Origin of the sequence: Streptomyces sp. NBC_00459 (genome assembly GCF_036013955.1) — a bacterium.
In the GTDB taxonomy this organism is placed as follows: domain Bacteria; phylum Actinomycetota; class Actinomycetes; order Streptomycetales; family Streptomycetaceae; genus Streptomyces.
In genome coordinates, this window is record NZ_CP107903.1 from 5,660,266 (window position 1) to 5,672,274 (window position 12,009).

12 protein-coding genes and 1 pseudogene are annotated in these 12,009 nt (G+C 69.2%); 6 read left to right on the forward strand and 7 right to left on the reverse strand.

Going from position 1 to position 12,009, the window contains the following annotated elements; genetic code table 11:
• Nucleotides 1–164 precede the first annotated feature (164 nt).
• Nucleotides 165–1,142, forward strand: a complete 978-nt coding sequence (locus OHN74_RS25075) for an alpha/beta hydrolase (protein WP_327696846.1) — start codon at nucleotides 165–167, stop codon at nucleotides 1,140–1,142.
• Nucleotides 1,143–1,163: 21 nt separating this feature from the next.
• On the opposite strand, the gene OHN74_RS25080 is transcribed toward OHN74_RS25075, so the two are convergent.
• The 3 genes from OHN74_RS25080 to OHN74_RS25090 all read right to left on the reverse strand — a co-directional run bounded on the left by OHN74_RS25080 (nucleotide 1,164) and on the right by OHN74_RS25090 (nucleotide 2,599).
• Entirely contained in the window at nucleotides 1,164–1,541 is a 378-nt protein-coding gene (locus tag OHN74_RS25080; protein ID WP_327696847.1) for a DUF4259 domain-containing protein, read from the reverse strand.
• Nucleotides 1,542–1,752: 211 nt separating this feature from the next.
• A complete protein-coding gene (locus tag OHN74_RS25085; RefSeq protein WP_327696848.1) occupies nucleotides 1,753–2,196 on the reverse strand; it encodes an NUDIX hydrolase in 444 nt (147 codons plus the stop codon).
• Nucleotides 2,197–2,215: 19 nt separating this feature from the next.
• A complete protein-coding gene (locus OHN74_RS25090) occupies nucleotides 2,216–2,599 on the reverse strand; it encodes a sulfatase-like hydrolase/transferase (RefSeq protein ID WP_327696849.1) in 384 nt (127 codons plus the stop codon).
• On the opposite strand from OHN74_RS25090, the pseudogene OHN74_RS42935 reads away from it, so the two are divergent.
• Nucleotides 2,515–2,853 (forward strand): annotated as a pseudogene (locus OHN74_RS42935) (XRE family transcriptional regulator); the annotation flags it as partial. The gene OHN74_RS25090 and the pseudogene OHN74_RS42935 overlap by 85 nt on opposite strands.
• 106 nt (nucleotides 2,854–2,959) lie before the next feature.
• Here OHN74_RS42935 and OHN74_RS25095 read toward each other — a convergent pair.
• On the reverse strand, nucleotides 2,960–4,348 hold the full coding sequence (locus OHN74_RS25095) for a glycoside hydrolase family 43 protein (protein WP_327696850.1): 1,389 nt from the start codon (nucleotides 4,346–4,348) through the stop codon (nucleotides 2,960–2,962).
• A gap of 306 nt (nucleotides 4,349–4,654) precedes the next feature.
• On the opposite strand from OHN74_RS25095, the gene OHN74_RS25100 reads away from it, so the two are divergent.
• Entirely contained in the window at nucleotides 4,655–5,533 is an 879-nt protein-coding gene (locus OHN74_RS25100; RefSeq protein ID WP_327696851.1) for a calcium-binding protein, read from the forward strand.
• Nucleotides 5,534–5,680: 147 nt separating this feature from the next.
• Entirely contained in the window at nucleotides 5,681–6,250 is a 570-nt protein-coding gene (locus OHN74_RS25105; RefSeq protein WP_327696852.1) for a hypothetical protein, read from the forward strand.
• A gap of 12 nt (nucleotides 6,251–6,262) precedes the next feature.
• Here OHN74_RS25105 and OHN74_RS25110 read toward each other — a convergent pair whose 3' ends face one another.
• Nucleotides 6,263–6,814, reverse strand: coding sequence for a DUF2165 domain-containing protein (locus OHN74_RS25110; RefSeq protein ID WP_327696853.1), 552 nt, complete (start codon nucleotides 6,812–6,814; stop codon nucleotides 6,263–6,265).
• A gap of 374 nt (nucleotides 6,815–7,188) precedes the next feature.
• On the opposite strand from OHN74_RS25110, the gene OHN74_RS25115 reads away from it, so the two are divergent.
• Nucleotides 7,189–8,322, forward strand: a complete 1,134-nt coding sequence (locus tag OHN74_RS25115) for an ADP-ribosylglycohydrolase family protein (RefSeq protein WP_327696854.1) — start codon at nucleotides 7,189–7,191, stop codon at nucleotides 8,320–8,322.
• 192 nt (nucleotides 8,323–8,514) lie between these two features.
• Here the strand turns inward: OHN74_RS25115 and OHN74_RS25120 are convergent, their stop codons facing one another.
• Both OHN74_RS25120 and OHN74_RS25125 read right to left on the reverse strand, forming a co-directional pair.
• Nucleotides 8,515–10,077 (reverse strand): sodium:solute symporter family protein, encoded by a 1,563-nt coding sequence (locus OHN74_RS25120; RefSeq protein WP_327696855.1) that lies wholly within the window; start codon nucleotides 10,075–10,077, stop codon nucleotides 8,515–8,517.
• 185 nt (nucleotides 10,078–10,262) lie between these two features.
• Nucleotides 10,263–11,048 (reverse strand): SDR family oxidoreductase, encoded by a 786-nt coding sequence (locus OHN74_RS25125; protein ID WP_327696856.1) that lies wholly within the window; start codon nucleotides 11,046–11,048, stop codon nucleotides 10,263–10,265.
• Between the two features lie 101 nt (nucleotides 11,049–11,149).
• Between OHN74_RS25125 and OHN74_RS25130 the strand changes: the two genes are divergently transcribed.
• Nucleotides 11,150–12,004 carry a hypothetical protein gene (locus tag OHN74_RS25130; RefSeq protein ID WP_327696857.1) on the forward strand — a complete coding sequence of 285 codons (855 nt, stop codon included), beginning with the start codon at nucleotides 11,150–11,152 and terminating at the stop codon, nucleotides 12,002–12,004.
• The last annotated feature ends 5 nt before the right edge of the window (nucleotides 12,005–12,009 follow it).

Below are 12,009 nucleotides of genomic sequence, written 5' to 3' on the forward strand. Positions count from 1 at the left end.
ATGCCGCAGTGCTCGGAGTCGACCGGCTTGGGTGTACGTCTTCTGGTCGAGCGCGGTTCAGGGGTCGGACGCCAGGATCGAGCCGGGGGCCGTCTCACCCGGGAAGCGCGAGGCAAGGGCATCCGCCTCGGGCCCCTCGCTCGGCGCCGTGGTTCGATATGCCGATGGACGGTCAAACAAGCGTGGCCAACGAGGCTGCGCTCTACCGCGCGCTCGACGAGACCGTGTCACGGCTGTACGCCGAAGGCCGGTTGGCCGACGCCCTCGAAGCGGTGGAGGACGAGGCTCCCCGGATCCCCTCGCGCCGTGCGGACACCGCACACCTCGCGGCCTGTCTGCTGACGCTCACCGGGCGTGCCGAGGACGCGCTGGCGGAGCTGCGCGCCGCGCTCGCCGACGGCGCCTGGTGGAGTCCCGCGATCCTCGTCGATGACGACGACCTGGCCGCCGTCCGTGACCTCGAAGGGTTCGCCCCTCTGCTGCGCGAGTCCACGGCCCGGCACGTGACGGCCACCGGAGTCCCCCTTCCCCCGGTCGTACGACGGCCGCAAGGCGCCGCCCGAGGTGTTCTGGTCGCCCTGCACGGCGCCGACCAGGCCGCGACTCTGGCCGCGGAACAGTGGGCGGCCGCGGTGGACTCGGGCCTTGTCCTCGTAGCCGTCGACTCCTCCCAGCGATCGACCCCGCTCTACCGCAGCTGGCCCGACACCGGCCTGGGCATCCGGGACATCACCGCCGCCCTCGCCGAGCTGGACGCGACCGACCGTTCCCTGCCGCTCCTGGCGGCGGGGTTCTCGGCGGGCGCCCGGGTGGCCGTGCTGTGGGCCCTGTCCGACGCAGCGGTACGGCCCTCCGGATTCCTGGCGTTGGGCCCGGCACTCACCCCGGCACACCTCGACGGGGAATGGCGGGCAAGGGCTGCGGGGAGCGCGGTGCGGGGCCGGATCCTGGTGGGGGAGCAGGACGACGACGTCACCCCCGAGGTGTTCGACGCCCACAAGGTGCTCGCCGACGCCGGCGCCGACGTCACGCTGGAGACCATTCCCGGCGTCGGGCACGACTTCCCCGCGGACTTCCCCCGGAGCCTCCCGGCACTGCTGGACTCCTTGCTGGCGGCTCGGCCTCGCCCTGCGGGACGGTGAGGCCCGCCGGGGCGGCAGGCCTCAGGCCGAGTCCGCCTTCCTCCTGAGCTCGGCCAGCTCGTCGAAGGTACGGATCAGGACCGTGCGCCGCTCGTCCTTGTAACCCGAGGAGGGCGCCAAGCCGTCGATACTGCTCTCCCACACCGCCATGTACGTCGTCTTCCACCCCTCGACCACCTCGGCCTCGGGCAGCGACGCACCCACGTAACCCTGCCGCGCCAGAAGGCTCAGCAGCTCCAGGTTGGCCGGCACCGCGACTCCCCAGTACTCGTCGGGCTCGATCTCGACCGGGTCACCGGCCATCGCGTCCGTCACCTCGGTGATGAGCCGGTCCGTGAGGATCGACAGGTGGTCTGCGGCCGTGTCGTTCTCGAAGTTGCCGGTTCCCCAGTCGCCCACGGGTCTCCTCTGCTGGTCGGGTCGGTACGCAGGAGTTGTATCAGCGCGCACCGACAACCGGGCCGTACGGAGGTGCGGCGGGCCGGGATGCCCGGAACGACGTGGCCAGGCCATGTGGCGGACCGGCAGTCGCCGGTCGGCCATCGTCCTGCCGCCTGGCGTGCCCGGACCGGGAACTGGCGCTCGGCTCGGCTCAGGGATTTCGCTCCCGTCAGGCTGCGGTGGCCTGCTGGGCCAGCAGCAGTGCCAGCGGGCCCCCTTGCAGCAGAAAACGTCCCTCGGTGGCGGCCCGGATCGCGTCGGGCATCGGCCACCACATGAGCTTGAAGTCCTTTTCGCTGGAGGTGAGTTGCTGCGGGCCGCAGGTGAGGACCTCGGCCAGGAAAAGGTGGATGTGGGCAGCGGAGTCCAGGGTGATGGCATACGAGCCGAGGGACCGCCAGGTCCGCGCGGTGACCCCGGCCTCCTCGCGCAGTTCGCGCCGCGCGCACTCTTCCGGTGTCTCCCCGGGCTCCCGGCGTCCCCCGGGCAGGAACGCGTACTCGCCGCCGTGCCGGGGGAATTCAGCACTCAGGACGGCGACCGTGCCGTCCGCGTCTCGGGCCACGACTACGGAGGCGTCGCGCACAGCTTCTGGCTGGGAGGTGTCGGTCATGGCCCGGGAGCGTAGCCGCCTACTGTGACAGCCAGGCCGCGAACGGCACGTTCAGGACCGTTGGGTGAGCGATGCCGCGGCCGTGGTAGCCGTCCTCGCCGAAGGCATCGCCGTGGTCGGCACACATGATGATCAGCCACCTCTTCTTGGCAGTGAGCCCGTCGACGAGGCGCCCGAGGTGTTCGTCCGCGTACGCGAGCGCGGCGGCCTGGGACCGCCAGGAGTCGACGCTGTCGCCGGTGTAGTGACCATGGGGGACGTGGGTGGCGGAGACATTGACGAACAGGAACAGCGGCCGGTTCGTGTTCTGCTCGGAGACTGGACTCCCTGGCTCTGTCGGCGCACTTGGCGCTCGGCGACTACCCGACCGCCGAGTTTCACGCCCACCGTTGTCTGTCCGCACTCCGGCCCCATATGGCGCGCTCCCGGCCATCACGACCGCCCGGCTCGCACACCGCCCAACTCGCCCAGGGCGACGCCAACGTCGCCACGGCCTTCGCGATGAGGTTCCTGCTGACGCCGCGCCCAACACGCCCGGGTAGCACGCATGCTGCGGGAGTTCGGGGCCGGCGCCGACTGCTCCCCGCACCCGCGGTGTCCGCCGTCCACACCTCTGGGAGTCATCCCCACGCTCGCAGGGATGGCTCCCAGAAGTGACGCTGTTATCCGAAGGACAGCCGCCGGAACTGCTACAGGTGCGGAGTTGCCGGTGCCGGACAGTTCCCCGGCACCGGCATCGGCGGCGAGACGGGGCCCCCGACCGTCAGTACCCCACCCTGAACGTGGCGTCCTGCTTCTCGGTGGTCGTGGAGATCGGGTCGATCCGCAGCACGTAGTTCGAGTGCCGTATGTACCGCGTCGGGTTGTTGTACGACCGGAAGGACGCCCACGAACTGTCCGCCAACCCCGCCGTGCGGTAGAACGTCGCGTCGCCCGCGAACGTCGACGTGCCGTCGTTGACGTCGAGTTGGAGGGCGTAGTTGTAGTGCCGGAGGTAGCGGGTGGGGTAGTTGACCGACTGGAAGGAGACGCCGGTGCTGTCGGCCAGGCCCGGGACGAGCTTCCACTCCGAGTCGGTGTACAGGTCGAAGGGGTACTCGTCGATGCGGGCCTTGTAGTCGGCGTGGCGGATGTAACGCGCCGGGTAGTTGTACGACTTGAGGCGGTTCCAGGCCGGGGAGCCCCACTTGGTGAGCAGGTTGTTGTACTCGGCTGTCGTGATCGTAGTGACACCGCAGTGCTTGGAGTTGACCGGCTGGGTGTACGTCTTCTGGTCGAGCGCGGACCAGGTGCCGGAGGCCAGGTCGGAGGTCTGCCAGGCGTAGAAGACGCCGTTCGGCGTGTACGTGTCGCCCCAGAGGTACCAGGTGTTCGACGACAGCGACTTGAAGACTGTCGGGGCTTCCGTGCCGCCGTGTGCCACGCCCGCGCTGTACTCGGTGAAGCTGCCCGGGTTGAGGGTGGTGGAGCGGGCGGACACCAGGGTCTGGTTCTTCTTGAAGAACAGGTAGTTGTAGCCGTTGACCCCGACCGCCATGTCCCCGTCGATCACGTCGTAGCCGGGGTCGAAGAAGACCTGCGGGCTCGACGCCGTGACGAAGTCGCTGGTGTAGTTCACCATGATCACGTTGTGGCCGCTGGAGTTCACGGAGGAGTAGATCACCGCGTACTGACCCCGGCCCGCGTCCCAGAACGCCTCGGGTGCCCAGCTGTGCGTGGTCATGTCGTGAAGTTTCAGGCGCCGGTAGCCGGTGAAGGTGCGCAGGTCGACGGAGTCCCAGACGTGGATGTACTGGCTGTTGTACGACCAGTCCGTGCCCTTGAGGTCGGTGGCGATGGCGACGAACGTGCCGTCCTGCTTGCGCATGAGGAACGGGTCGCGCAGACCGAGGGCGCCCGCGGTGGGGGTGACCACGGGGTTGTTCTGGTTCAGCGGCGTCCAGTTGAGCGAGTCGGTGCTGACGGCCAGGTGCAGGCCGTAGTCGGTGCCCAGCCCGAGGCTCGTCGACTCGGTGAAGTAGCACATCACGTAAGCCGAGTCGGCAGCGTGGGCGGTGCCGGCGCCCAGGGTCATCACGCCGGACATGGCGAGGGGAGTGGTGGCGGCCATGCCGAGGAAGAGACGGCGGGACGGCTGGGGTCTTGCGCTCATCTTTGTCTCCAAGCGGGTGCTGGCGAGGGGGTGGATGCGGGTCCAGGAGTGGAGTGAGCGGCTGCGCGCCCCGTGTGTGGGGGAGGGGGGAACGGGGTGAACGGGGACGTGGAACGCGTAGCCCAGGCAAGCGAAATGGCCGAGATTTCGAACTAGGTTCGGAAAGTCGATCAGAAGGTAGATCGCCCCACCCTGCTCGTCAATCACTCTGGCGAGGCTGTGGGGATTCTTTGCGCACAACCCTCTGTACGCGTCGAGAGTCACCTGGGGGTGTTGAAACCGCTTGATCCTCTTGGAGGCTGCGCAATGCCCGCTCGCCCCGTAAGCCATCTCTTCAGCCGCAAGGCGCTCCGCGTGGCCTCGGCCCTGACCCTGGCCGTCACCACCGGCCTGACCGCACTGGTCGCCCTGCCCGCCACCGCCGGCGCCGCGGAACCGGCGGCCACCGTGACGAGGGGCCCTGACGGCATCTCTTTCGTCTACACAGCGGCGCCGGGTCAGACCAACAAGGCGAAAGTCGACGCGACGATTGACGGCGGCATGTCACTCGCCCTCTTCTTCACCATCGACGACGTGGTTCCGATCGATGCTCCCGGGGACTCCTGCCGCTACTGGGACCCCGCAGACCGCACCAAAGTCTCCTGCGAACTGTACGCCTATGCCAGCGACGCGGAGTATGTGGCGTTGGCCATGAAACTCGGCGACGGCAATGACACCGTCACCGTCAACAGGTACCCCGATCAGGGCACATACGCAGTCGCGATCGACCTTGGCGCCGGAAACGACAGTTCGCTCCAGACCGGTGGCAAGGACGGCAACCTGGTCTACGGCGGACCTGGCAACGACAACATCACCGTGCAGGGCAAGGGGCGCGTCTGGGGTCAGGACGGCAAGGACACCATCTCCGTCGACAGCGAGGGAAGCCGCGTGGACGGTGGCCCGGGCAACGACCTCATCTACGGAGGCGCGGGCCGGCAGACCCTGACCGGTGGCGACGGCAGCGACACGGTCCGCGGCGGTACCGGCAACGACCTGATCTACGGCAGCCCGGGCAACGACATCCTGTACGGCAACAGCGGCAACGACACGATCCAGGGCAACAGCGGCAACGACAAGCTGTACGGCGGTCCGGGCAAGGACGTCCTCAGCGGCGGCCCCGGCCGCAACGTCGTCCGCCAGGACTGACACCCACGCCGCCCGCCGGTTCCCTCCCGGCCCTTTCCTGGCCCTTTTTCCGGCCCTTGGCCGTCCAGGGAGGGCATGCGCGTCGGAGTACGATGATCCGACCCCCGGCGGAGGACCCGGCGGCGGGTTCTGTTGCTGAGGAGATGCGTGACCGTGGCTGCCCGACGGCTTCCCTCATCGGTCTGGGTCACCGGTCTGACCTTGGGCGCGATCGCCGCGGTCGCCGTGCTGGCGGTGAAGGCCGAGCAGGGTCCGCAGCCCCACGCCACCGCCGCCGCCAGGCCCAGCGCGTCCGCCTCGGCGCAACCCTCCGCCAAGCCCAGCCAGCCCGCCGAGGTCGCTGTGCCCGACGGGTCCGGGACCGGGCGGAGGGTCGTCTACTCGCTCGGGCAGAAGCGGGTCTGGCTCGTCGACGCGAGCGAGCAGACCCGCCGTACGTTCGCGGTGTGGCCGGGCTCGGTGAGCCCGGACCCGGGGACGTACTCGGTCGGGCAGCGGGACGAGGCCCGGACCGGCTCCGACGGCGTCGAGATCGAACACGTCATGTTCTTCGCCACCGGCTCCGGGCTCTCGATCGCCTTCTCCAACGCCGTCGACGGCGCCTCACCGCAGCCCGCGTCCGGCGTTCGGACGGGCGGCATCCGGATGTCCAAGGCGGACGGCACCGCCCTGTGGGCCTTCGGGACCGCGGGGACCGTGGTGACGGTCGTCAAGTAGGCGGTGCCGTTCCTACGACTTGTCGTCGGGAACGGCGTTCCGGGACGTACCCGTGGGCAGGTGGATCACCAGCAGCACCAGCCCGCTCAGCGTGAACACCCGCGTCGCCGCGTCCAGACCGTTCCAGTCCTCCGACTGCCACATGGCGAACCACTCGCCGCCGATCGCGATGAAACCGGCGCCGAACAGCAGCATCAGCATCAGCAGGCCGTACGTCGCGATGCGCCGCGCCTGTTCGAGGTCACGGCGGATCCACAGCCACGTACCGGCGATGAGGACGAGTGCCGCGAGCGTCTCCCACGCGATGATCGCGACGTACGCCGTGTCCTGGAGGCCCTTCGACGTGATGGCTCTCCACATCAGGTCGTCGTCCTTGAACGTGGTGTCCATCGCGAGGACATGACGCACGAACTGCTGGTTCGAGTCGAAGTCGGTGATGTTGCCGAGCGCAACGAGGGCCGTGTAGAGCGCGACCGTCGCCGTCAGCAGGGTCGCGGCGAGGGTGAGCGCGGTATGTGGGGGGTGGACGGTACGGGTGGGGTGGGGGGTACCTGTTGAGGTCATGGTCCAACTCTATGGATCGGTTCGGGCGCCGTCTCCCCGTCCCCGTGCGGGAGTTGAGCCAGACCGAAGGACGCCTCAACCGGACATCCAGGGGTCCCTCGGCCGGCAGCACGCGAAATGACGAAGGCGTGGGATGCGTGGGAGGAATGGAAGACGTGAGCGGGGTCAGCGGCGTGAGGTGTGTGAGGGGAGTGTGAGGGACGGCGTAAGGCTCTCGTTTGGTGACCAGCCGGGATCACTGGTGCCGAGTCATGCCCACTCGTGTCACATTCCGCATACCAATACGGGCCCTGAACGGACCGTTCCCGGTCGATTACAGTGCTGAGCTGTCAATCGTACGAACGATGCTGTGAGGGAGGTCCGAGGTGGGTGTGATGACATCCGGTGGCGTGACCGGTGCCGCGTCCGGCGCCATCTGGGGCCGCTCCGAACAGCAGGACTTCCGCAGCCGGGTCCGCGGCACCCTGCTCGGCGCGGCCCTCGGCGACGCCCTGGGCGCCCCGCTCGACGGACTCACCCTCGACTCCATCCACGAGGCGTACGGCGCGGACGGACTCACCGATCTGGCCTTCGCGTACGGCAGACGCGGCGCGATCACCGATCTCACCCAGCTCACCCTCTTCACCCTGGACGGCCTGATCCGCGCCCAGGTGCGCCGCGACACCGGCGCCTGGCACCCGCCGACCGACCTGCACCGCGCCTACCGCCGCTGGGCGGCCACCCAGAGCGACTGGGGGCCCGACGAGCGCCGCAAGGAGGACGGCTGGCTGGCCCGCGAGGAGTGGCTGTACGCCCGCCGCGACCCGGCCCTCGCCTGCCTGCTCGGCCTCGGCGACGAGACGATGGGCACCCTGGACGCGCCGAAGAACCCCGGTGAGGCAGGGGTGGAGGCGGCGGCCCGCTCCGGCCCCTTCGGGCTTCTGGTCGGCTGGGAGCCACAGCTCGTGATGCAGCTGGCGGTGGAGTGCGCCGCGCAGACCCACGGTCACCCGACGGGATACCTGGCGGCGGGCGCGTACGCCGTGATCGTGCACGGCCTGGCGCGCGGCGAGAGCCTCGACGCGGCGGTGCAGCGGGCGCTGGCCCTGCTGACGGCCAGACCCGGCCACCAGCAGGTGGCGGAGGCCCTCCAGCGAGCCCTGGGCGCCGTACGCCAGGGCATCCCGTCTCCCGCACGGGTCGCGGACCTGGCCGGCGCCGGCACGGCGGAGGGCCTCCTGTCCGTGGCGGTCTACTGCGCGCTGGTCGGCGAGGACGTCCGCCACGGGCTGTCCCTGTCGGTCAACCACGGCGGCCCCTCGGCCGCCACCGGGGCGCTGACCGGCGGCCTGCTGGGCGCCATGCACGGCGAGACGGCCCTTCCGCCCGCCTGGCTGGCGGAGCTGGAGGGCCGACCGACGATGCTGGTCCTCGCTGACGACTTCGCGATGGAGATGACCCAGGGACCGGCTCTGCACGGTCCGGCGGGGTCGTCTCCGGGGTGGCTCACACGGTACCCACGGGCGTAAGGGGCAAGTTCCCCACCCGTCTCGGCCCGTGCTTCCAGCCCGTCCGGCGTTTGAGGACGAGCGCTTTCAGCGCGAAAGGGGGGTCTGGGGGCGCAGCCCCCAGTGGGGGTCCCCCCCTCTGGGGGAGGGATGGGACGGGTAGGGGCGGCGGGGGCGAGAACAACCCAGAGCCACCCCCACCCACCCGCACCCTCAGTCCTTGCCCGGCACCGCATCCGCAGGAACCGGCACCCGCACCGCCGCGCTCCCGCCCTCGTCCCCGTCCGTGTTCACCGTCTCGATGATCGCCAGCCGCTCCGGGGTGTCCTCCGGCCGCAGGAAGCCGATCAGGATGTACAGCACCAGCGAGACGGCCAGCGGGATCGACACCTGGTACTGGAGCGGCACCCCGCCCTCCACGTTCCAGTTGATCGGGTAGTTCACCAGCCAGAAGGCGAGCAGCCCCATCGACCAGCTGCCCAGCGCCGCCGTCGGCCCCGACCGCCGGAACGGCCGCAGCAGTCCCAGCATCATCGGGATCGCCATCGGACCCATCAGCCCGGCCACCCACTTGATGACGACGGTGATGATGTCCTTGAACGCGGGGGAGTTGACCTGCGTGGCCGCCGCCATGGACAGACCGAGGAAGACGACCGTCGCGAGCCGTGCCGCGATCAGCCCCGACCGCTGGCTCCAGTTCCGGGCCCGCGTCGATATCACCGGTGCCACGTCCCGGGTGAAGACGGAGGCGATCGCGTTGGCGTCGGAGGAGCACATGGCCATCGTGTGGGAGAAGAAGCCGACGATGACCAGGCCCAACAGGCCGTGCGGCAGCAGCTGTTCGGTCATCAGACCGTAGGAGTCGGAGCCGTCCGGCTTCTGCGACTCCACCAGCAGCGGCGACATCCACATGGGGTAGAACAGGACCACCGGCCACACCAGCCAGAGGATCGCGGACAGCCTCGCCGAGCGTTCGGCCTCCTTCGGGCCGGCGGTGGCCATGTAGCGCTGGGCCTGGTTGAGCATGCCGCCGTTGTACTCGAAGAGCTTGATGAAGAGGAAGGCCAGGAGGAAGACCGTGCCGTAGGGGCCGACCAGCGGCTCTCCGTGGCCCTGCAGCTCCGGCTCGTCCCAGGCGCCGAGGAAGCCGATGTCCTTGTCGTTGAGCTTCATGACCACGGCCACGAACATCGCGACGCCGGCCAGCAACTGGATGACGAACTGGCCCAGTTCGGTCAGCGCGTCCGCCCACAGGCCGCCGATCGTGCAGTAGACCGCCGTGATGCTGCCGGTGATGAGGATGCCCTGGTTGAGGGACATGCCCGTGAAGACGGACAACAGGGTCGCGATGGCGGCCCACTTGGCGCCCACGTCCACGATCTTCAGCAGCATCCCGGACCACGCCAGCGCCTGCTGGGTCTTCAGGTCGTACCGGTTCTTCAGGTACTCCAGCGGGGACGCCACATGGAGCCGCGACCGCAACCGGTTGATGCGCGGCGCGAACAGCTTGGACCCGATCGCGATGCCCAGCGCGATGGGGAAGGACCAGGTGACGAACGACGTGACGCCGTAGGTGTAGGCGATGCCGGCGTAACCGGTGAACATCACCGCGCTGTATCCGGACATGTGGTGGGAGATACCGGACAGCCACCAGGGCATCTTCCCGCCCGCGGTGAAGAAGTCGCTGACGTTGTCGACCCGTTTGTGGGACCAGACACCGATCGCGACCATCACACCGAAGTACGCGATGAGCACGGTCCAGTCGAGGCCGTTCATGTGCTCCCTCCCAGGGGCATCGAGCAAGTCGAGCGGGGGCGTCGAGCGCCCGCTCATCGTCGATTCGATGGCATGGCAACGACAACAGCCCGAACGGTCAAGAGGGAGTAAAGAAGTTCGCCGCACTGACCTTGGTTCATGTCCATGAACTCAGCGCGACCACTGAAAGATTGGCGGAATATCGGCTACCGCATCAACTCACCCGCGTTCACCAGCAACGACTGCCCGGTGATGGCCCGAGCCCGCTCCGACGCCAGAAATACCACCGCGTCCGCCACATCCCCGTCCGTGGCCAGCTCCGGCAACGCCATCCGCTCCGCGAGCCGCCGCCGCACCTCGTCCTCCGCCACCCCTTCCCCCTGCGCCGTGAACCGCACGTACGCCTCGACCGGCGGCCCCCACATCCACCCCGGCAGAACGGTGTTGACCCGTATCCGATGGGGCCCGAGCTCCCGTGCGAGCGAGTACATCGCGCTCGTCAACGCCCCCTTCGAAGCGGCGTACGCGGCCTGCCGCACCTGCGAGGGCGCGGCCACGGCGGACTGCGTACCGATGAACACCACACTCCCGCCCCGCTCCTTCAGCGCCGGCAGACAGGCGCGCGTCATCCGCAGAGTGCCCAGCAGATTCACATCGACGACACCCGCCCAGCTCTCGAAGTCCGCGTCCTCGATCCCCCCGAAGTAGCTGTCCCAGGCGGCGACATGAACGACCCCGTCGATCCGCCCGAACCGCTCGCACGCCAGCGCGGCCAGTGCCCGGCACTGCTCCTCGTCGGTGATGTCGGTCGCGCGGTACGCCGTACGCGTCCCGTCCGGATCGAGCTCGGCGGCGGTCTTCACGAGGTGCGCCTCGGTGCGCGCCCCGAGCACGGCGTTCCCCCCGTCCCGCACGACAGCCGCGGCGACCTGCCGCCCCAGCCCGGCGCCGACGCCCGAGACCACCACGGTCTTCCCTGTGAGCAGCGACATCGAAGCCCTCCCCGGCTCTGGCGGATTGTCTGACGGGGCGTCAGAGTATGGGCGTCCGAAGGAGGAAGGAAGAGCGAGGGCGAGAGAGGAAGGGGAAGGGAATGAGCGAGAAAACCCATGACGAGGAGACCCGCAGCGAGGTCTATGCCGAACTCGCGGCCCTCGGCCCGTACGGAGTCCACCCCGGCCATGCGCTCATCACCATGGTCGAACCGCATCCGGGCCACGAGTACGCGTACAACCGCTGGTACGAAGACGATCACTTCATCGCCGGCGCGATGGCCATGCCCTGGATGTTCTCCGGCCGCCGCTGGGTCGCGACCCGGGACCTCCAACTCCTGCGGTACCCGGAGAAGTCGGCGGTCGCACAGCCGGTGACGGCGGGCTGCTACCTCTCCACGTACTGGATCACTCAGGGCCGCTACGCCGACCACATGCGCTGGACCGTGGGCATCAACAAACGCCTCAACCGCGACGCACGCGTCTGCCACGACCGTACCCATGTCTTCACCGCGTTCCAGGACCACGAGACGACGGTCTACCGGGACGGCGCCGTCGGCCCCCGTGACTTCCACGCGCTCGACCACCCGTACAAGGGGCTGGTGTTGCAGGTCATCGACGCCGAAAGCCCGGAAGCACGGGCGGAGTTGCTGGAGTGGCTGAGCACCCGGCACCTGCCCGAGCGGCTCGCGGGGTCGCCCGCCGCGATGGTCACCGTCTTCCACCCGACCCCGCTGCCCGGCGACCGTATGACGTACGTCAAGCAGGTCGAGGGTGTGGACGTACGGCTGACGCTGCTGTGGTTCCTGGAGGCGGACCCACGGGACCGCTGGGAGGCGCACTTCGCGGGGCTGGAGGAGGAGGTCGGTGAAGTGGGCCTGGGGCGGGTGGAGTTGGTGGCGCCGTTCGTTCCCACCGTGCCGGGGACCGACCTGTACGTCGATCGGCTCAGGTGACCGGA